Here is a 19,813-nt window from a genome sequence, read left to right on the forward strand (position 1 = left end):
AGCAGATGAAATTAATAGCCGCCATCATTAGGCCGCACATTCTGGACGAGGTAAGGGCAGCCTTACAATCGCTTGGCGTGAGAGGGCTAACGATTACTGAAGTGCAAGGTTATGGGCAGCAACATAACCATACTGAATATTATCGCGGAACCGAGTACTTGGCTGATTTTAAACCCAAGCTCAAGGTGGAAGCGACGATTGATGATGCGCTGCTAGAGCCCGTTATTAACGCGGTATCTGGAATCGCTCAAAGCGGTTTTTTTGGTGATGGCAAGCTGTTTATTTCACAGTCTGAACAGGTTTTTAGAATTCGCACCGGTGAATCCGGTGTTTTCGCATTGTAGGAGAGATAGATGAGTAATCTAACAATTGAATTATCATACGCGCTCGACACATTTTATTTTTTAATGTGTACCGTGCTCGTCATGTGGATGGCGGCGGGCTTTGCTATGCTCGAAGCGGGTCTGGTGCGTAGTAAGAATACAGTAGAGATACTGAATAAAAATGCGCTGCTATATGGTATCGCTTGCGTGGCGTATTTATTGGTAGGTTACAATATTATGTATCCTGCTAACCCAGTTAGTTCAGTTATTCCTGGGTTAGATTTCCTGCTGGGTGGCGACAACAGCACTGAGTCTGTGGTTGCTGGCGGTGATGACGCGCCGTATTACTCCAGTATGGCTGACTTTATCTTCCAGGCTGTGTTTGCGGCAGCAACGATGTCTATCGTCTCGGGTGCGGTGGCTGAACGGATGCGTCTCTGGCCATTTCTGATCTTTGCGGTGGTGATGGTATCTGTTATCTACCCAGTTGAAGGTTACTGGAAGTGGGGTGGCGGTTTCCTTGATGAGCTGGGTTTCCAAGATTTTGCGGGTTCAGTTGTTGTACATATGGCCGGTGCTGCTGCCGCGTTGGCTGCGGTTATTTTGGTCGGTCCACGTAAAGGACGTTATGGACCCAACGGTGAAGTCCGCGCAATTCCGGGTGCTAACTTGCCGATGGCAACCTTAGGTATGTTTATCCTGTGGATGGGTTGGTTCGGTTTCAATGGTGGTTCTGAACTGAAAATTGCCAACGTTGAAGAAGCGAATGCGGTTGCAAAGATCTTCGTTAATACCAATGCGGCTGCCGCGGCAGGTATGGTCGTTGCGGCGCTGTTTGCTCGAGCGCTGTTTGGTAAAACCGATCTTACGATGACAATTAATGGTGCGCTAGCCGGTCTCGTGGCAATTACGGCTGAGCCATTGGCGCCAGAGGCCGGTACGGCTTCACTGATTGGTGGTGTGGGCGGTTTAGTTGTGGTGTTATCAGTATTGGCATTAGATAAACTCAAACTGGATGATCCAGTCGGTGCAATCTCTGTACACGGTGCAGCCGGTATCTGGGGTATCTTCGCGGTATTGATTACCAACTCCGATGCAACCTTTATGGGACAGTTGATCGGCACCGTGGTTACCTTTGCTTGGATGTTTGCTGCCTCTTTCATTGTCTTGCTGATTATCAAAGCTACCATCGGCCTGCGTGCGAGTGATGAAGAAGAGATGGAAGGTATGGATGTGCATGAATGTGGTATGGAAGCTTACCCAGAATTTACCTCAGGTAAATAATTAAATAAGCCCGTCGGATCTGTCTCCGGCGGTTAATACATGCATTTAAGAAACCATCTAGCTTAGCTTAGTTAGGTGGTTTTTTTTGTCTTCAGATTAATAGCGCTTAGCTAACAGAGTGTTATCAACACCGCTGTTAACCGCGTTTGACCCCCTATGGCTTAAATGCCTCATACCGTTAATCTGTTCAGGACGTCAGCGAAAGATAAGCCGAATTGATAGGCTCAATCGTTAACGCCGGAACGCTATCGTTAGTCGCCGAAAGCTTGTGAGCCATCTTTTCTGCTGTGTTTGTTCTGGCAGTTGATCATCCCTTGATCCATTTCGCTCTCGATGATCGCTTGAACGCTGACCGTTCATGATGTTAGTCATGTCAGTAGGCCGGTGACTCTGCGAAAAAAAATGGCTATCTGCTAGTGGCTTCACTCGATCAACGCTTGATTTGCCATATCAAAAACACCTTAATCTTGGTGAGTATAGGCGTATCAGCGGCAGCCGTTAGTGTCACATTCAGTGAACAAAAAAGTGTCGCGCTGATGAAATGAATGCCGGGTTAATCTGCCGAGTAGGGGATCGCTTTAGCTAATAGGGTGTCGCCGATAAGCCGAATAGCTTATGCGGCGACGTTGCGGCTTGTTATCGCTAGGTCGTCAATCCCGATCATGCGAGGGAGATTGGAGATAAGCGCTTACGCATGATCTTCATAGTGAATGATAGAGAGTAACTTAATGGGGGCTTCTAATAGGGTTTCTGGGCCGTGAGGGATTTCGGCATCAAAGGTGAGGCTGTCACCGGGCTCCATCTCATATAAGTGATTACCATGGCGGTAAATCAGTTTGCCGCTCAGGAGGTGCAGAAACTCTTCGCCGGGGTGGGAAAAGGTTGGAAAAACTTCCGATAAATCATCCATAGAGACTAAAAAAGGCTCGAAGATTTTTTTGCCGCCACGCTGATAGGTTAATAACTGATAAGTGTGACCCTTTTCAGTGCCTCTGCGAACAACTTCCAGTCCTTTACCGGATTTGGTGAACTGTGCTCCCCCTTCCGGTCGATCAAAGTCGTTAAATAGCTTTGAGATAGGCAAGCCCAGTGCGGAACAGAGTCGACTTAAGGTTTCTAGGCTAGTGGAAACCTGAGCATTTTCAATTTTACTGACCATGCCTTGGCTAATGCCAGAGATACGTGCGACATCGGTAATTTTCAAGCCTTCATCGAGTCTGGCTTTTTTAACTTTCATTCCAATGTAGTGATCAAGTTCGAACTTCTGATCTTTGGTGCTTATCATTATTAGTTGCCCTTTTTTGGGGCGCCATGAACTAGCTTGGTGCGCTTATCCATGCGGCCTGAGTCTTTTTTTGTTACCCATATATTCCCACAAAGAATTTTTTTTTACTAGAATGTTTTATTTTCATTTAAAATCAACAAGTTATCCTGACAGTAAAATAATATTCTTAATCAGTGGTTTTTTGGCACAGCAGTTGCTTTCTTATTAAGCATAAAAGTTTACTGACAAGAAATATTTTAGGCTGTACTCTACTGAGATCGGCCATAGCATCAAACGGAGGGCTATCATGCCACAGGATTCAGAGAAGTTTATTGCGGATAATGACATTAAGTACGTGCTGGCTCAGTTTGTCGATATTCACGGTGTTGCAAAAACTAAATCGGTACCAGCAAACTGTCTGATGGACGTTGTTGAGAAGGGTGCTGGATTTGCTGGTTTTGCCGTCAGTGGTATGGGTATGGAGCCGCATGGGCCTGACTTTATGGCTCGTGGTGATCTGAGTACGCTGTCTACTGTACCTTGGCAGCCAGGCTATGCGCGTCTTGTTTGTGAGGGTTATGTCAATGGTGAACCCCATCCTTATGATAGCCGTGTCGTTCTGAAGCGTCAGTTGAAACTGTTGGAAGATAAAGGTTGGACGCTGAATACAGGACTGGAGCCTGAGTTCTATCTGTTTAGTCGTGACAGCAATGGTGGCTTGATTACCGTTGATGAAACCGATGTGTTAGATAAGCCTTGTTATGACTATAAGGGTCTGTCACGTTCACGCGCATTCTTAGAAAAGCTAGTTGAATCACTGCAAGCGGTTGATTTCGATGTTTATCAGATCGATCACGAAGATGCTAATGGTCAGTTTGAGATCAACTATACCTACGGCGATGCCCTTGAATCAGCCGATCGCTTTACCTTTGTGCGTATGGCTGCAGGTGAAATTGCTAACGAAATGGGTATGGTGTGTTCTTTTATGCCTAAGCCTGCTTCGGATCGTACCGGTAACGGTATGCACTTCCATCTCTCGATTACTGATGAAGACGGACGTAACTTGTTCGGCGATGATAGCGATGTCAACGGCATGGGTTTATCGAAGATGGCTTATCACTTCACTGCGGGTCTGCTGCATCATGCTAAAGCGCTGTGTGCATTTGCTGCTCCGACAGTTAACTCCTATAAGCGCCTCGTTGTTGGTGGCTCTGCATCCGGTGCGACTTGGGCGCCTGCCTATATTGCTTATGGTGACAATAACCGTACCGCGATGATTCGTGTGCCTTATGGTCGTCTTGAATTCCGTCTGCCGGATTCTGGTTGTAACCCGTACTTGGTGCATGCTGCGATTATCGCTGCAGGCTTAGACGGTATCGAGCGTGAGCTAGAGCCTGGTGAGCCAGAAAACATCAACCTGTATACCATGACAGAGCAAGAACGTCTGGATAAAGGTATCGAAATTTTACCGCAGAGCCTGAATGAAGCGATCAATGAACTTGAAGCGGATAAGGTCCTGATGGAACGCTTGGGCAACGAAATCGTCGCCGAATTTATTAAAACGAAACGCGAAGAATGGATTGATTACAGTCGGCATGTGTCCGATTGGGAAGTTAACCGTTACGCAGAATTCTTCTGAGCCTAGAAGGCTTACATTGTCGATTTAAGAGGACATAGTTATGTGTGGAATTGTTGGCCTTTATTTGAAAAACAAGGCTCTGGAAAGTCAGCTAGGTGAATTATTTGAACCGATGCTGATTGCGATGACCGATCGTGGCCCTGATAGTGCTGGTTTTGCTATCTATGGTGATGAAGTGCCTGAGGGCAGCATCAAATTAACCTTGCGTCATGCCAATGAAGATTATGACTGGGCAGGCCTTGCGGGTAAGTTAAAAACTGAGCTGAATGTCGGTGTTGAGTGGTTTAAAAACAGTAAAGTTGCGATCTTTAAGATTCAGACAACGGACGTTATTGCCGAAGCCTTTATCAGTGAAAATGCACCTGAAGTGTTGATTTTGAGTGCCGGTCAGTCGATTGAGATTTTGAAAGAAGTCGGTCTGCCAGAAAACATCGCTAAAACGTTCAACCTCAGCGGTATGAAGGGTAGTCACATTATTGGTCACACCCGAATGGCGACAGAGTCTGCCGTGACAATGGAAGGTAGTCATCCGTTCTCAACCGGTATGGATCTGTGCTTAGTGCATAACGGTTCTTTGTCTAACCATAACCGTCTGCGTACAGAGCTAGAGCGTGAAGGCATCGTCTTCGAGACAGAAAACGATTCTGAAGTGGCGGCCGGTTATCTGACATGGCGTCTACAGCAAGGCGATAGCCTGAATGAAGCGTTGACCAATTCACTGAAAGATTTGGATGGCTTCTTCACCTTTACCGTCGGTACTCGGGATGGCTTCGCGGTGATGCGTGATCCTATCGCCTGTAAGCCTGCCGTGATGGCCGAAACTGATGATTACGTTGCGATGGCCTCTGAATACCAAGCATTGACGACTTTGCCTGGAATTGAAAATGCCAAAATTTGGGAACCAGAGCCCGCTACTATTTATGTCTGGGAACGCAGCAGCGATGAGGGAGTGAAGTAATGAAAACGATTAATTTAACTGAAAGCACTGTTCGCGATCTGAATCAGGCGCTGCATGATCAAACGGTTGAGTGCACCGAACGTGAATGGGAAGTACTAGAGCCAAAAGGGCAGCATAACATTGCGTGTGGTCTGGATCAGAATATTTCTGTCGATATTAAGGGGCCAACCGGTTATTTCTGTGCCGGTATGAATAAGAAAGCACACATCACGATTCACGGTAATGCGGGTCAGGGTGTCGCTGAGAATATGATGTCAGGCACGGTACGTGTTAAAGGCAACGCATCTCAGGCAGCCGGTGCAACGGCTCACGGTGGTCTACTGGTTATCGAAGGCGATGCCGGTGCGCGTTGCGGTATTTCGATGAAAGGCGTGGATATTGTGGTTAAGGGTAGCGTTGGCCATATGAGCTGCTTCATGGGTCAAGCGGGTTCACTGGTTGTCTGTGGTGATGCCGGCGATGCGCTAGGTGATTCTCTGTACGAGACGCATATCTATGTTAAGGGTGAAGTGAAGTCTCTGGGTGCCGATTGTATCGCTAAAGAGATGCGCGAAGAACATATAGAAGAGCTGACAGAACTGCTGAACCGTGCTGGCGTTGATGAACAAGCGACTGCATTTAAGCGTTATGGCACTGCCCGCCAGTTATACAACTTTAAAGTGGATAACACTTCCGCTTACTAAGGCTGATTTCGAGGATAAGACGATGAGTGACGATATTAAAGTAAAACCAGGTCTGCGCGAGTCTGCAACGTTTGACCGCACCACTATGACCGAAATCCGCCGTGCTGCTGAAACCGGTATCTATGATATTCGTGGTTTCGGTGCTAAGCGTAAGCTGCCACATTTTGATGACCTGTTATTCCTGGGCGCGAGTATGTCTCGCTACCCATTGGAAGGTTACCGTGAAAAATGTAATACCTCGGTAACACTGGGAACTCGGTATGCCAAAAAGCCAATCGTACTGGATATTCCGGTTACGATTGCGGGTATGAGCTTCGGTGCACTGTCGGCGAATGCTAAAGAAGCGCTGGGTCGTGGTGCCTCGTTAATGGGGACATCAACGACAACGGGTGATGGTGGTATGACACCGGAAGAACGTGGTCAGTCAAGCAAACTGGTGTATCAGTACCTGCCATCTCGCTACGGTATGAACCCTGATGATCTGCGTAAAGCCGATGCGATTGAAGTGGTACTGGGTCAAGGTGCTAAACCTGGCGGCGGCGGTATGCTGTTGGGTCAGAAGATTACTGATCGTGTCGCGAAAATGCGCACATTGCCGATGGGCGTGGATCAGCGTTCAGCTTGTCGTCACCCTGATTGGACCGGTCCTGATGATTTGGCGATCAAAATTCAGGAACTGCGTGAGATCACTGATTGGCAGGTACCCATTTATATTAAAGTGGGTGCAACCCGTACTTATTACGATGTCAAACTAGCGGTGAAAGCAGGCGCTGATGTTATCGTGGTCGATGGTATGCAAGGTGGTACTGCGGCGACTCAAGAAGTCTTTATTGAGCACGTGGGTATTCCTACGCTGGCGGCGATTCCTCAAGCGGTACGTGCACTGCAAGAAATGGGCATGCATCGTAAGGTTCAGCTGATTGTTTCGGGTGGTATCCGTAACGGTGCTGATGTCGCTAAATGTATGGCGCTGGGCGCGGATGCCGTTGCTATTGGTACCGCTGCTCTGGTTGCACTGGGCTGTAACCACCCAATGTACGAAGAAGAGTTTAAGAAAATCGGTTCTGCAGCAGGCTTTTACGATGATTATCACGAAGGTAAAGATCCAGCGGGCATCTCAACGCAAGATCCTGAACTAATGAAACGTCTTGATCCTGTTACGGCCGGTCGTCACTTGGCGAACTACCTTAACGTGCTGACCCTAGAAGCTCAGACCTTGGCGCGTGCCTGTGGTAAGAACGATCTGCGTAACTTGGAGCCAGAAGACTTGGTCGCCTTAACGGTTGAATCTGCCGCGATGGCCAATGTGCCGTTAGCGGGCACTAGCTGGATCCCAGGTAAAGGATTCTAAAACCGTAGAACTCAACCTACTTAACGACCCATGGAAGCCTCGCGAAATGCATGAGTATTTCGTGAGGGCAAGCCACTTATCTTAAATATAACCTAACGGAGACAATGGAGTCTGCCATTATGAGTAAACACGAAGCCGATAATGAGATTGTATTAAGAGCCAGTTGTGTCGCGGGTAGCGGCATTGTCGCAAAAGTAACCTCTTTTCTAGCTGAGCGTGGCTGCTATATCAGCGAGTTAGCACAGTTCGATGATGAGAACAGCGGTAACTTTTTTATGCGTGCTCGCTTTCATGTTGAAAGTGGCGCTTTTCAAATCAGTGATCTGAAAAGTGAGTTTCCAGAAGTAGCCGACAGTTTCAATATGACTTGGGAAATGGTGTCTGTTAAAGCGCCGATGAAGACGTTGATCATGGTGAGTAAGTTTGATCACTGTCTTGATGATCTGCTTTATCGTTTGCATAAGGGCGAGATTAACATGGAGATCACCGCCATTGTCTCCAACCATAAAGATCTGCGGCCGATGGCTGAGCGTGAAGGTATTCGCTTTATCTACCTGCCCGTCACCAAAGAAAATAAGCTAGAGCAAGAAGCTGCGTTGATGGATATTGTCGACGAGACCGGCTCTGAACTCGTTGTGTTGGCTCGTTACATGCAGATTCTTAGCGATGGCTTGTGTCAGCAGTTGAGTGGCCGTGCGATCAATATTCACCATTCTTTCCTACCCGGCTTTAAAGGGGCTAAACCTTATCATCAGGCGCATGCGCGTGGCGTTAAGCTGATCGGTGCGACAGCTCACTATGTGACCTCCGACTTGGATGAAGGCCCAATCATTGAGCAATCAGTACAGCCTGTCGATCACACCTTCAAGGCCGATGCGTTGGTGGCTGTGGGTCGTGATACTGAAACCGTTGCTTTGGCTCGTGCCGTTAAGCTACACACGGAACACCGTGTCTTCCAAGATGGTAACCGAACAGTTGTTTTTAAATAGGTATTAATCATGAACCGTTTAATCGATGGCAAGAAAATTTCAGCCGCAGTGGTTGAACAGTTAGCGCTTGATACCCGTGAATTTATTGCTAAATCGGGTGTTACACCCGGTTTAGCAGTAGTTCTGGTAGGGGAAGATCCTGCCAGTCAGGTATATGTGCGTAATAAAGTAAAACAGGCGACGGCGGCTGGATTTAATTCCACCGAGCACCGTTTGCCAGCAGAGACGGATCAAGCTGAGCTGAATGCTTTGGTTGAGCAGCTCAATAACGATACGTCTGTCCATGGGATTCTCGTTCAGTTACCGCTTCCTGCGCAACTCAGTGAGCCCGAAATTATCCGTTTAATTGCACCTGAGAAAGATGTAGATGGTTTTCATCCACTCAATGTTGGTGCATTAGCATCCGGCGGTGCGGATCTCATTCCCTGCACGCCGATGGGTTGCATGATCATGCTTGAGCAAACCTTAGGTGATTTGTCAGGTAAACATGCGGTCGTCGTCGGTCGATCAAATATTGTCGGCAAGCCTATGGCGGCTCTGCTGCTACAAGCGAATTGTACCGTTACCATTGTGCACTCCCGCACCCAAAATATCGAAGCGATCTGTCGTGAAGCAGACATCCTAGTGGCGGCTGTGGGTCGCCCAGAGATGATCAAAGGTAACTGGGTAAAACCCGGTGCCACCGTGATCGATGTAGGTATTAATGCGGTTGAGAGAGATGGTAAACGACGCCTAGTGGGTGATGTCGATTTTAACGAAGCAGAAGAAGTCGCTGGCGCGATCTCTCCGGTACCAGGCGGTGTTGGCCCGATGACAATTGCTTGTCTGATGAAAAATACGCTGACGGCAGCGCGTCAACAAGTATCTGTCTGATCCCTTGGATAAACAGAACATGTGTCATTGAATGGAGGAGAGGTTGATGCCTTTCTCATTACTGAAGTACGGTCTGAATAAAGACTACCCGTTTGAAAAAAATGCGGACCTGCCAGCCCCCTCAGCACTGAAGCAACACTACGATGTAGTGATTATTGGTGCGGGGGGGCACGGCGTCGCTACCGCGTATTATCTAGCGAAATATCATGGTATTACTAACGTTGCGGTGCTAGAGAAAGGCTATCTAGGCGGCGGTAATACGGCCCGTAATACCGCTGTTATCCGCTCTAATTATCTCACCTCTGAAGGGGTTAAGTTTTACAGTGAATCGGTAAAACTGTTTCAGGGGCTATCCAACGAATTCGATTTTAACATCATGTATTCACGTCGTGGACAGTTGACACTCGCGCATACTGATGCGGCTATTCGAGGTTTCCGTCAGCGTACCGAAGTGAATAAGCATTTTGGCGGTAAAACCGAACTGATCGATCCACAACAAATTCGTGAATTAGTACCCAGCCTGAATATGAATCCTGCTGATCAGCCGGTGCTGGCTGGTTTGTGGCATATCGATGGGGCCACGGCGCGACACGATGCGGTGGCTTGGGGTTATGCCAAAGGCGCGACTCAACGAGGTGTTGAATTACATCAGTTGACCGAAGTGACCGGTGTCGATGTCGAAAAAGGCAAAGTCACGGGTGTACAAACTAACCGCGGCAAAGTCAGCTGTGGTTGTGTGGTACAGGCGGTTGCTGGACACAGCTCAATCGTGGCGGGCATGGCGGGCATTCGTATGCCAATTACCACCTACCCGCTGCAAGCGATGGTAACGCAGCCAGTTAAACCGTTCCTCGATCCCTTGGTGAGCTCACCAGCGTTGCACTGTTACGTACAGCAGACGGGCCGCGGTGAATTGGTGTTTGGTGGGGGTTCTGACCCTTATCCATTGTATAACACGCGCTCCACCATGGATTTAAAAGAGAGCCTGTTAGCCCATGCGGTGGAGTTGTTCCCGTTCATGGCGAATATGCGCTTAATGCGTCAGTGGGCTGGCCTCACCGATATGACATCCGATTACAGCCCGATTATGGGTCTCAGCCCCGTCGATAACTATTATCTTGATGCTGGGTGGGGTACTTGGGGCTTTAAGTCAACACCCATCTGCGGCAAGACGATGGCCGAGTTGGTCGCAACCGGTAAGGTACCGGAACTCATTGCACCGTTCGCGATGTCGCGTTTCGATACGTTCCGACAGGTTAATGAGATGGGCGCTACGGCGGCTAGTCACTGAGGAATCTGCAATGAAAATTATCAATTGTCCTCTTAATGGACCCCGAAATAGCAGTGAGTTTGTCCACGGTGGTGAGGTTCGGCAAATGCCGGATCCAAATAACTGTACCGATAAAGAGTGGGCTGACTACGTTTTTTACAGTGATAACCAGATCGGTGTTGTCACTGAATGGTGGTTGCATGCCGCCTCTGGCTATTGGTTTATCGCTGAACGGCATACCGCCAGTGATGAGATTTTACGGACCTATGATCCGTCTGAAATTTATACCAGCCGGTTTGAGTTTAGCGAAAAAGCAGCGAGTGGACTGCCTGAGGAGATGACAGTATGAGCATCGAGAAGCGCCTTAATGCCCCCATGGGGTTGCTGATCGATCGGGCTAAGCCTGTATCGTTCAGCTTTGAAGGGCAGCAGTATAGCGGTTTTGAAGGCGATAGCATCGCCAGTGCGCTGCTCTCTAATCAACAGTGGTTGATGTCTCGTTCATTTAAATATCATCGTCCACGCGCACCGTTAACGATGGCGGGCCAAGATGCTAACACCCTAGTGCAGTTGGGTGGCGAGCCCAATGTGCTGGCTGACCGCGAGAAAGTGGCTCAGGGCATGACGATCGAGGGGCAAAACTACAATGGTAGCCTAGCTAAAGATAAAGATGCCTATCTAGGCCGTTTTGGTCGCTTCATGCCGGTCGGTTTTTATTACCGTAGCTTTTTTAAGCCGATGGGTGTGTGGGATAAATGGGAAAACTTTATCCGTGATAAAGCCGGTCTCGGTAAGCTTGATCTAACCTTCGAGCCTGAATATTACGATAAGAAATATCTGTTTACCGATGTGGTTGTGATCGGTTCTGGTCCTGCGGGCTTGAGCGCCGCGCTGAAAGCGGCCGATGCCGGCGCTAAAGTGTTGGTGGTTGAAGAGATGCCGCTTGTGGGCGGCTCGTTAACCTATAACCGCTTTGATATTGAAGGGGTGAAGGCGACGCAACTGCGTAACGAGTTAATCGCTAAAGTGACCGCTAACGCCAACATTGAGGTGATGACCGATACGGTGTGTAACGCTTGGTTCACCGATAATTATCTGCCACTCATTCAAGGTAAGCGGTTATACAAATTGCGGGCTAAAGAGTGCATCGTTGCTTCGGGCGCTTATGAACAGCATGTCGTGTTCCGCAATAATGATCTACCCGGCATTATGTTGTGTAGCGCGGTCACCCGACTGATGAAATATTATGCGGTGAAGCCGGGTCAAAAAGCGGTTGTCTTAACGGGTAATGATGACGGTTATCTGACGGCCCTAGAGCTGCTTGAAAATGGTGTGGAAGTCGCCGCCATTGTTGATCTGCGTCAGCAACACCCTTGGCCTGAATTGCTTGGTAAGGTGAAGCAAAAAGGCATTAAGGTGGTTCAGAATAGTACGGTTTATGAAGCGTTACCGAGCAAAGGTAACCAACATATTACCGGTGTTGATATCCGAACCATCGTCGGTGAAGGTGAAGTTAGCGCCGCCGGAATGACCTTAGATTGTGATCTGTTATGTATGTCTGCCGGTTATATGCCTGCTTATCAGTTGCTCTGTCAGGCAGGTGCACAGCTGAGCTATAAAGATGAACTGGCTGAGTTTCAATTATCAGGCTTGCCTCAAGGTGTTCATATTGCCGGTTCGGTCAATGGTTTGCATACGCTTGATGCCGTGCTAGCGGATGGTGAGAATGCTGCATTGCGGGCGTTGCATAACCTGAAACTCAGTGATGAAGCCGAGCAGCCGGTCGTTTGTCAGGCGAAGCCAAACTTTAGTTGGCCGATTTTCAGCCATCCAGAAGGTAAAGACTTTGTCGATTATGATGAAGACTTACAGGCTAAAGATATTGTTAATGCGACCCGTCTAGGGTATCGCGATGTGCAGCTGGTTAAGCGGTTTTCAACCGTCGGTATGGGGCCGTCACAGGGGCGTCATTCAGCCTTGCCAACGGCTCGATTAGTTGCGAAGTCGACTGATCGTACCGTGACTCAAACCGGTGTCACCACCGCGCGTCCGCCATTTGCACCGGAAAAATTGGCGCATATTGCTGGACGTATTTTCGATCCACGTCGACATACGGCGATGCATCATCGTCACCTTGAGCTGGGTGCAAAAATGATTGCCGCGGGTAACTGGCGTCGTCCTGCCTATTATGGTGATGCGGCTCAGCGGGATCGTTGGATCCGTGAAGAGGCCGAACATGTACGTTCGAAAGTAGGTTTGATCGACGTCAGTACCTTGGGTGGTATTGAATTACGGGGGCCCGATGCCGCCGAATTTATGAATCGAATCTATACCTTTGCCTTTCTCAAGCAACCCGTGGGCAAAACCCGCTATGCGGTGTTGACCAATGAGCATGGGGTGGTGATTGATGATGGTGTAGCGTGTCGTATCAGTGAAGATCACTTCTATGTCACCGCCACCACGAGTGGTGTGGAACGTGTCTATCGGGATATGACCAAGTGGAATGCTCAATGGCGCTTGGACGTTGATATTCTGCATGTAACATCGGCGTTTGCCGCGGTTAACTTGGCAGGCCCAGATTCTCGTAAAGTACTGGAAAAATTGGCAGAAAATGTCGATCTTAGCTCAGAAGGCTTCCCTTATTTAGCCTATCGTGAGGGTGAAGTCGCGGGTATTCCTGCCCGTATGCTGCGAGTTGGTTTTGTCGGTGAGTTGGGTTATGAGATTCATGTACCGACACGCTATGGTGAAGCCCTTTGGGATGCGCTGATGGAGGCCGGTAAGGCGTTTGATATCAAGCCATTTGGTGTAGAAACTCAACGACTGTTACGACTGGAAAAAGGTCATGTGATTGTCAGTCAAGATACCGATGGTATGAGTCATCCTGGCGAACTGGATTTGACTTGGGCGGTGAATCGTAAAAAACCATTCTTTATCGGCTGTCGTTCAGTGGATATTGTGATGGCGCAGCCGCAAACCCGTAAGCTGGTCGGTTTTACACTGCCAGCGGGCAGTATCAAGCCTGAAGAGGGTCATCTGGTACTTAAAGGGGATAAGATCGCTGGTAATGTGACCTCGTGTGAATATTCTTCAGCGAATCAGTCGATTATCGGTTTGGCTTTTGCAGACATAGCCGACAGCAAACCTGGCGCTAAGATTAGCATTCGTGTTGATGGTCAAGAGCTGATGGCCGATGTTGTGAAGCTGCCTTTCTATGATCCTGAAAACTTAAGACAGGAGATGTGATCATGAGCGTAATTACCCCTGAAGCGTTTGATAGTCGTAGTTTTATCTATCGTCAGCATCAGCAAGCTGAGTTTACCGAGGTTGCTGGAGCGGCACAGGTGTCGAGCTATAAAGGACAGAGCCACTCGGCAATGGGGCTGACCGATTTATCGGTGCTACCGCGCTTCGGTTTGCGCGGCCCTGCGGCAGGCGAGGCGTTGATCGCCGCAGGTCTGCTGCATCCGGAACAGCCCAATAGCCTGACGGTTGCCGATGATGGCGTGATGGTATTGCGTCTGGGTTACAACGAATATTGGTTGCTGGCACTACCGGGTGCAGAGGTTGATTTGACAGCGCTGGAACAGCAGTTGATTGGCCCAGGTATCTATCCGGTTTACTGTCACGACAGTTTTGCCTGGATGGTGATGTCGGGCGATCATCTGGCGGATGTTTTGGCGAAAGTCTGTGCCGTCGATCTGAGTGAGGCATGTTTCAAGTCCGGTGATTTGGTGATGACATCACTGGCACGTGTTAGTGGTGTGATCTGTCATCATCAAATGGCAGACAAGCATGTATTCTCTATTTTCAGTGACAGTGCTTCGGCCAGTTACCTTTGGGATGCTTTGTTGGATGCGATGGGTGAGTTTGACGGTGCCCCTGCCGGTCAGAATATTTTAATTAAATAACCTTTTCCATCACCTCAAAAACCAGTCGACATCTCCTCCGATGTCACTGGTTTTTTTTTACTTTTAATTAGGGAAGGTGCGAATAAGTTAATTACGCAGAGAACATAACGGACTTATTCGCACCTTCCTTAACCTCTGTGACGCTTTAAGTGTCGTCCCCACGATTATTGTCTAATTGAAGCACTGCCTAAGCTTATGTTTTCAGGTAAAGTGTGCCTGGTTATTGGCGTACAAATCGTTGCCAATCAAACGCTTCAATCATCTATCTCATTCGTTTTTAGGAAAGCATATGCAGCAGGCCGATATTCATCGCGCCGCACAAGCGTTGTTGGCGCGGCGGTTAAATCATCAACTGAGAGGGCCCTTAGCGGCTAACTGCCGTCCTCATTCGGTGGCCGAGGCGTTAGCTATTCAGAGGCACTTGATTGAACTCATGGCGCAACAGGGCGATCCTTTGGCTGGCTGGAAATGCGCGCTACCGATTTCGATGGACGGAATGACAAATGTACCGGTGGTTGCGCCTATTTTTAGTGGTAGTGTGGTTAGCCATTCACCTTGTCCGATTATACTCGATGATGGGCACTGCAAAATCGAACCGGAAATTGCGTTCTGTTTTGCGCAAGATCTTCCTTGTCGAGCCACGGCTTACAGCGAAGATGAAGTCATCGCGGCGCTAGGGGGTGCTCAGCTCGCATTGGAATTGATTCTGAGCCGCTATATAGAGCCTAAGGCGGTTAGCTATATTGATCATTTAGCGGATTGTTTGTTTAATCAGGGGCTATTTTTAGGCCCAGCGATCGGCCTAGAAGAGGCTTTTCAGGCGGCTACGATTGATTTTACCTTGACGGCGCCGTGGCTCGATTCAGGCGTTCAAACGTTTGCCGGCCAACATCCTTGCGGTTTGCCTCAAACGCCGCTGCTGTGGTTGGTGAATTTTCTTAATCAGCAGGGTATCGGCATTAAAGCGGGGCAACAAGTGATTACCAGTTCCTATGCGGGAGTCATCGAGGCGCGAGTGGGTCACGACTTTACCTTAACCTATGGCAGTCTGGGTGAGATTCGGCTGCAGTTTACGCTAGACTAATGCTTTCTAAAGAGCAACTTGATATCGCTATAAACACAAACGAGGTGTGTTAATGGGAATTTTATCCTGGGTTATTTTAGGCTTGATTGCAGGCGTACTGGCTAAATGGATTATGCCGGGAAAAGACGGTGGTGGCTTTATTATCACCACATTATTGGGTATTGCCGGTGCCTTCGTGGGTGGTTTTATCGGCAGTTTTATCGGGCTTGGCCGTTTAGATGGCTTAAGCCTTGGTAGCATTGCAACCGCCACCGTGGGAGCCTTTATTCTCTTGTTTGCGTATAAAAAGTTGAAGTAAAGTCTGTGCTATTAATCAACCATTTAAACAGGTTCTTTGAAGTATAAGGATTAATCTATGCGGCCTATTATCCCTTTCGTCCATCAACTCCCGCAGCATGAGGTGCAGCAGTGGTGCGACAGCCTCGGTGAGCTATTACCCGGCTGTGATATTCGTCCGTTTGTTCAGCTCAGTGAGGCGGAAAAAGCCCTTGCGAGTGTGGCGGTAGTGGCGAACCCAGCCCCGGCTGATGTGGCTCAGTTACCGCATCTACAGTGGGTACACTCGGTGTGGGCGGGGGTTGAGGGGATGATGGCGAGTCTTGCACATATGCCCTTTGAGATTGTACGTTTAACCGATCCTCATTTAGCGAAGACAATGGCGGAAGCCGTGCTGGCATGGAGCCTCTATCTGCATCGCGGTATGCCGCAATACCGGCAGCAACAAAGTGCCTCTCAGTGGCAACCGCAGCCCTATTGTGACGCGCATGAACGGCATATTGTCGTGCTCGGGCTAGGTTTGCTGGGGCAGCAAAGTGCTTTGCGGTTGGTTGATAATGGTTTTCGTGTATCGGGTTGGAGTCGTTCAGAGAAACACCTAGATGGTGTCGCTTGCTATGCGGGTGAGTCAGCGTTAATCGACTTAATCGCCCAGGCGGATATCATCGTTAATCTGTTACCACTCACGCCGTCGACTCAGGGGTTAATGGATCAGGCATTCTTTCAACAGCTAAAGGCGGGCGCTTCACTGATCAATTTTGGTCGGGGCGCAACCCTGATTGAGGCGGATCTTCTTGCGGCGCTCGATCAAGGGCAGCTCACTCACGCGGTGTTAGATGTCTTCGATCAAGAGCCATTGCCTGAGACATCTGCTTTATGGCGTCATTCAGGCATTACTGTATTACCGCATATATCCGCGCCGACCAGCGTAACAACGGCGAGCCGTATTGTCGCGGATAATATTCAGCGATATCTAACACAGGCTACGATACCGCCCAGCGTGGATAAATCTCAGGGTTATTAACGTGCTGACAGAATCGTTAAAGAATCCGCAATGCAGCGGCGCTATTTATGTTAAAGTGCCTGCCTTATTCTTTATCTGCCCGGATTTTTTTTGTGACCAATAACGATATCTTGCGCCGTCTCCGCTATACCCTCGATTTCAGTGATACCAAAATGATTGCTGTGTTTCGTCATGCAGAGCTGCCTGTGACCCGAGTGCAACTGAGCAGTTGGCTGAAAAAAGAGGAAGATGCGGATTATGTGCGTATCACCGATCAAGAGATGGCGACATTTCTTAACGGTTTGATTATCGAAAAACGCGGCCGTCAAGAAGGTGAGCAGCCTAAACCCGAAAAACAACTGAATAATAATATTATTTTTCGGAAACTGAAAATAGCACTCAACTTTACCGCAGATGACATTCTACATGTGTTGCAGCTGGCCGGTGTTAACCTGAGTAAGCATGAACTGAGCGCACTGTTTCGTAAGCAAGGCCATCAAAACTATCGCGAGTGTAAAGATCAAGTATTACGTAATTTTCTCACGGGATTGCAGCGGCAGTATCGTGAGAAAGCACCCGCGATTAACACCGATAAGCCGCAGCGTAAAACTGCTACCGCTGCCGGTACTTCTGCAAAGCCGGTACGTAAACCGGCAGACAGACGCGTCGGCAAGGATGTTCAGTTTGTTGTTGATAAACCCGCGAGTCCCAAGCCTGCAGCCAAGCCGTCGCGTCAATCGACCACGGACACGGATTCTGTGTGGGCAAAAGCATTAGCTAAACGTAGCAAAAAGAGCTAAGCAACAATGCAAGAGAAGCGCTTGCCACCGACACGAGAAGAGATCGCTTTGTTGCCGCCTTTTACTGGGGTGACACTGAGGCATATTTGCCAACCGGTTGGTTCTGATGCCCTCCAAGCCGCCCGTGAGGATCTGTTGAATAGCCCTTTCGTTGGTTTTGATACCGAATCTAAACCGGTCTTTCGTAAACAGCAGCAATCGACAGGGCCTCATGTTGTACAGCTATGTTCAGCCCATACGGCGTATGTCTTTCAACTGCATGATCAGTCAGTATATCCGCTCACCTGTGAGGTGCTGGAATCGACTCAGGTGGTGAAGGTGGGATTTGGCTTGCAATCGGATCGTAGCCATATCCGGCGTAAGTTCGGTGTAGAGATTCGCGCGATACTGGATCTCGACGCGGTTTATCGACAGTTGGGGTATCGTCGACAGTTAGGGGTGAAAGCGGCGATCGCAGTGCAGTTTGGGCAAAAGTTCAGTAAATCTAAGCGGCTTTCTACCTCTAATTGGGCGTTACCGACACTCAGCGAGCCACAGTTACTCTATGCCGCCAACGATGCCTATGCCGCCTTAAAAATATTGCAGGGGCTGCAAAAAGGTGGTCATGAGCGGCTGATTGATGAGCTGATTTTAGCGTAATGTAGAGGCTCGTTGACGAGCTGTTATTATTGCTTAAAGGATATTAATACTATGATTTTAAAGCGTTTTTCAGAGCTGCCTGTCTTGGAAACCGAGCCGGGTACGGATTGCTCTTTTATCAGTCATAATCCGAATGGCGAATCATTACTGACGGTTGTCTACGCGACTAAGCGAGACTTTCTGTCGGTGCCGAAAAGCTATACGGCGGTGCAATTTAAGGGCAGTGATAGCCTGCCATTGGAGTTCCATGCAGTCTCGCGTCAAGATTATCTTGAACAATTAGAACTGGCTAATAGTTGGTTTAAATCAGGCGCTTACGAGATTGAAAAAACCAAGGACTATACCATTGTGCTATTACTGACCAACGATAGGGCACTCGAGATTATTTTTACTGAGTTTGAGCTACTCGGAGATAGTTATCATTCTGTCGACGCTCAAACGGCGCTACTTGAGAGCCTTAAAGGTGGCGTTACAGATTAATGCTGTGACGCCGGTTAAGCGTGGTTGTCTTGTTTTGCTGGCGTCGTATTGAATCAGTTCATGCCGAACTCGTGATCATAGATCTTGTAACACATGGTTTTTTTTGTCATTATCATAGCCATCGGCATCACTAAGTTGCTGAACGATAGCCATTCTCGGTCAAGACGCTGACTGTAAACGAGCTAGCAGGATGAATCATCTTGCCTACATATCAAGGATGCATATGTTTAAATTAACGCTAGTCCCCGATTCATGTTTACTCACCTTAATCAATCGAATGTCGTTACCGTACACTATTTTTCTCAAGAAAATAGATAGATCGGTCGTGCGTAAATACCTCGCTTTAGAAACATTTTCAAGTCAACTTAGTTGCATGGCATTGAATCTTATAGCGATTAAAAGGGGAGGCTTTAGCGCTCAAGTTGCAGCGGCTGAAGGCTCAGGCAATTGGCGTCATATGCCTCTATCAGCCTCTGTTCAACGATATGATTATCTTTAACCGCTTGTTTAGAAAAACGATTTAAGCATCGTTGATTGCAATACTATCTCATTGCGGTCATGTTGAAATTAGCTAATTCTTATAAGGAAATAAGATGAAATCATTAGTTATTATTTTAGCCGGTCTATGGGCTTCCTGCCGTTATACTGATCTGTACTCAGGTGATTTATTGTATAATTTCGTCGCGCCTATCAGTCTAATCATCTTCGTTTTAGCGTTAACATTTTGGCTGGTGATTCACGTCGATTTTGTATTGAATCGCTCTTCTGCCGAGGGTTACTCAAAGGATCCGTTTGACTTTAGTCCGGATGCTCTACGCAGTCATCGCAGCGGCGATTGATGGCGTAGAGCGTGTCTATTGGGGTATGACTAAGGAAGGTGCGAATAAGTCCGTCATGTTCTCTGCGGCTATTAGAATGGCCAGATACGCGAAAGCCAGTGCAGCGAAATGTCTGGACCTTTTCAAGCTGGCTGACAAAGTAGATGA

General features: G+C 48.3%; 20 protein-coding genes. 19 read left to right on the top strand and 1 reads right to left on the bottom strand.

Translation table 11 applies throughout. The annotated features are described in order from the left end of the window. Window positions 1-5: 5 nt before the first annotated feature. Together Q4488_RS16510 and Q4488_RS16515 are read left to right on the top strand one after the other, a co-directional pair. Window positions 6-344: a P-II family nitrogen regulator gene (locus Q4488_RS16510; protein ID WP_303581587.1), complete on the top strand. Its 339-nt coding sequence runs from the start codon at window positions 6-8 to the stop codon at window positions 342-344. Window positions 345-353: 9 nt separating this feature from the next. Next, the gene (locus Q4488_RS16515) at window positions 354-1,607 is read left to right on the top strand and encodes an ammonium transporter (protein ID WP_303581588.1); all 1,254 of its coding nucleotides are present in this window, start codon (window positions 354-356) and stop codon (window positions 1,605-1,607) included. A 688-nt stretch (window positions 1,608-2,295) separates the two neighbouring features. Here the strand turns inward: Q4488_RS16515 and Q4488_RS16520 are convergent. Continuing rightward, window positions 2,296-2,892: a helix-turn-helix domain-containing protein gene (locus Q4488_RS16520; RefSeq protein WP_303581589.1), complete on the bottom strand. Its 597-nt coding sequence runs from the start codon at window positions 2,890-2,892 to the stop codon at window positions 2,296-2,298. Window positions 2,893-3,178: 286 nt separating this feature from the next. Here Q4488_RS16520 and glnT point away from each other — a divergent pair, with 286 nt between their 5' ends. From glnT to Q4488_RS16605, 17 genes are all read left to right on the top strand, one after another. Beyond that, the gene (gene glnT / locus Q4488_RS16525) at window positions 3,179-4,510 is read left to right on the top strand and encodes a type III glutamate--ammonia ligase (protein ID WP_303581590.1); all 1,332 of its coding nucleotides are present in this window, start codon (window positions 3,179-3,181) and stop codon (window positions 4,508-4,510) included. A gap of 40 nt (window positions 4,511-4,550) precedes the next feature. Then, window positions 4,551-5,468, top strand: coding sequence for a glutamine amidotransferase family protein (locus tag Q4488_RS16530; RefSeq protein WP_303581591.1), 918 nt, complete (start codon window positions 4,551-4,553; stop codon window positions 5,466-5,468). Further along, entirely contained in the window at window positions 5,468-6,151 is a 684-nt protein-coding gene (locus Q4488_RS16535; RefSeq protein ID WP_303581592.1) for a protein glxC, read from the top strand. The genes Q4488_RS16530 and Q4488_RS16535 overlap by 1 nt, the downstream gene beginning before the upstream one ends. 22 nt (window positions 6,152-6,173) lie before the next feature. Then, window positions 6,174-7,502, top strand: a complete 1,329-nt coding sequence (locus Q4488_RS16540) for an FMN-binding glutamate synthase family protein (protein ID WP_303581593.1) — start codon at window positions 6,174-6,176, stop codon at window positions 7,500-7,502. A gap of 119 nt (window positions 7,503-7,621) precedes the next feature. After that, on the top strand, window positions 7,622-8,491 hold the full coding sequence (gene purU / locus Q4488_RS16545; protein ID WP_303581594.1) for a formyltetrahydrofolate deformylase: 870 nt from the start codon (window positions 7,622-7,624) through the stop codon (window positions 8,489-8,491). Between the two features lie 9 nt (window positions 8,492-8,500). Continuing rightward, window positions 8,501-9,364, top strand: a complete 864-nt coding sequence (folD, locus tag Q4488_RS16550) for a bifunctional methylenetetrahydrofolate dehydrogenase/methenyltetrahydrofolate cyclohydrolase FolD (RefSeq protein WP_303581595.1) — start codon at window positions 8,501-8,503, stop codon at window positions 9,362-9,364. Window positions 9,365-9,410: 46 nt separating this feature from the next. Continuing rightward, entirely contained in the window at window positions 9,411-10,655 is a 1,245-nt protein-coding gene (locus Q4488_RS16555; RefSeq protein ID WP_303581596.1) for an FAD-dependent oxidoreductase, read from the top strand. 10 nt (window positions 10,656-10,665) lie between these two features. Further along, complete coding sequence (locus Q4488_RS16560; protein WP_303581597.1) at window positions 10,666-10,983, top strand: sarcosine oxidase subunit delta; 318 nt, start codon at window positions 10,666-10,668, stop codon at window positions 10,981-10,983. Further along, complete coding sequence (locus Q4488_RS16565) at window positions 10,980-13,880, top strand: 2Fe-2S iron-sulfur cluster-binding protein (RefSeq protein WP_303581598.1); 2,901 nt, start codon at window positions 10,980-10,982, stop codon at window positions 13,878-13,880. The genes Q4488_RS16560 and Q4488_RS16565 overlap by 4 nt, the downstream gene beginning before the upstream one ends. Window positions 13,881-13,882: 2 nt before the next feature. Beyond that, window positions 13,883-14,545: a sarcosine oxidase subunit gamma gene (locus Q4488_RS16570; protein ID WP_303581599.1), complete on the top strand. Its 663-nt coding sequence runs from the start codon at window positions 13,883-13,885 to the stop codon at window positions 14,543-14,545. A gap of 289 nt (window positions 14,546-14,834) precedes the next feature. Continuing rightward, window positions 14,835-15,629, top strand: a complete 795-nt coding sequence (locus Q4488_RS16575; protein WP_303581600.1) for a 2-keto-4-pentenoate hydratase — start codon at window positions 14,835-14,837, stop codon at window positions 15,627-15,629. Window positions 15,630-15,681: 52 nt separating this feature from the next. Further along, window positions 15,682-15,927 carry a GlsB/YeaQ/YmgE family stress response membrane protein gene (locus tag Q4488_RS16580; protein WP_303581601.1) on the top strand — a complete coding sequence of 82 codons (246 nt, stop codon included), beginning with the start codon at window positions 15,682-15,684 and terminating at the stop codon, window positions 15,925-15,927. Between the two features lie 57 nt (window positions 15,928-15,984). Beyond that, window positions 15,985-16,929 (top strand): glyoxylate/hydroxypyruvate reductase A, encoded by a 945-nt coding sequence (locus Q4488_RS16585; protein ID WP_303581602.1) that lies wholly within the window; start codon window positions 15,985-15,987, stop codon window positions 16,927-16,929. A 92-nt stretch (window positions 16,930-17,021) separates the two neighbouring features. Beyond that, entirely contained in the window at window positions 17,022-17,708 is a 687-nt protein-coding gene (locus tag Q4488_RS16590) for a DUF1456 family protein (protein ID WP_368411590.1), read from the top strand. Window positions 17,709-17,714: 6 nt separating this feature from the next. Further along, complete coding sequence (locus Q4488_RS16595; RefSeq protein ID WP_303581603.1) at window positions 17,715-18,347, top strand: 3'-5' exonuclease; 633 nt, start codon at window positions 17,715-17,717, stop codon at window positions 18,345-18,347. 51 nt (window positions 18,348-18,398) lie between these two features. Further along, window positions 18,399-18,827: a hypothetical protein gene (locus tag Q4488_RS16600; RefSeq protein WP_303581604.1), complete on the top strand. Its 429-nt coding sequence runs from the start codon at window positions 18,399-18,401 to the stop codon at window positions 18,825-18,827. A 792-nt stretch (window positions 18,828-19,619) separates the two neighbouring features. Further along, the coding region (locus Q4488_RS16605; protein WP_303581605.1) for a hypothetical protein at window positions 19,620-19,813 on the top strand (194 nt) is incomplete at its 3' end.

Source organism: Amphritea sp. 1_MG-2023 (genome assembly GCF_030547545.1).
Classification (GTDB): domain Bacteria; phylum Pseudomonadota; class Gammaproteobacteria; order Pseudomonadales; family Balneatricaceae; genus Amphritea.

Coding starts and splice junctions, on each gene's coding strand:
- Q4488_RS16510 (WP_303581587.1), top strand. CDS start 6: ATGAAATTAATAGCCGCCATCATTAGGCCGCACATTCTGGACGAGGTA.
- Q4488_RS16515 (WP_303581588.1), top strand. CDS start 354: ATGAGTAATCTAACAATTGAATTATCATACGCGCTCGACACATTTTAT.
- Q4488_RS16520 (WP_303581589.1), bottom strand. CDS start 2,892: ATGATAAGCACCAAAGATCAGAAGTTCGAACTTGATCACTACATTGGA.
- glnT (WP_303581590.1), top strand. CDS start 3,179: ATGCCACAGGATTCAGAGAAGTTTATTGCGGATAATGACATTAAGTAC.
- Q4488_RS16530 (WP_303581591.1), top strand. CDS start 4,551: ATGTGTGGAATTGTTGGCCTTTATTTGAAAAACAAGGCTCTGGAAAGT.
- Q4488_RS16535 (WP_303581592.1), top strand. CDS start 5,468: ATGAAAACGATTAATTTAACTGAAAGCACTGTTCGCGATCTGAATCAG.
- Q4488_RS16540 (WP_303581593.1), top strand. CDS start 6,174: ATGAGTGACGATATTAAAGTAAAACCAGGTCTGCGCGAGTCTGCAACG.
- purU (WP_303581594.1), top strand. CDS start 7,622: ATGAGTAAACACGAAGCCGATAATGAGATTGTATTAAGAGCCAGTTGT.
- folD (WP_303581595.1), top strand. CDS start 8,501: ATGAACCGTTTAATCGATGGCAAGAAAATTTCAGCCGCAGTGGTTGAA.
- Q4488_RS16555 (WP_303581596.1), top strand. CDS start 9,411: ATGCCTTTCTCATTACTGAAGTACGGTCTGAATAAAGACTACCCGTTT.
- Q4488_RS16560 (WP_303581597.1), top strand. CDS start 10,666: ATGAAAATTATCAATTGTCCTCTTAATGGACCCCGAAATAGCAGTGAG.
- Q4488_RS16565 (WP_303581598.1), top strand. CDS start 10,980: ATGAGCATCGAGAAGCGCCTTAATGCCCCCATGGGGTTGCTGATCGAT.
- Q4488_RS16570 (WP_303581599.1), top strand. CDS start 13,883: ATGAGCGTAATTACCCCTGAAGCGTTTGATAGTCGTAGTTTTATCTAT.
- Q4488_RS16575 (WP_303581600.1), top strand. CDS start 14,835: ATGCAGCAGGCCGATATTCATCGCGCCGCACAAGCGTTGTTGGCGCGG.
- Q4488_RS16580 (WP_303581601.1), top strand. CDS start 15,682: ATGGGAATTTTATCCTGGGTTATTTTAGGCTTGATTGCAGGCGTACTG.
- Q4488_RS16585 (WP_303581602.1), top strand. CDS start 15,985: ATGCGGCCTATTATCCCTTTCGTCCATCAACTCCCGCAGCATGAGGTG.
- Q4488_RS16595 (WP_303581603.1), top strand. CDS start 17,715: ATGCAAGAGAAGCGCTTGCCACCGACACGAGAAGAGATCGCTTTGTTG.
- Q4488_RS16600 (WP_303581604.1), top strand. CDS start 18,399: ATGATTTTAAAGCGTTTTTCAGAGCTGCCTGTCTTGGAAACCGAGCCG.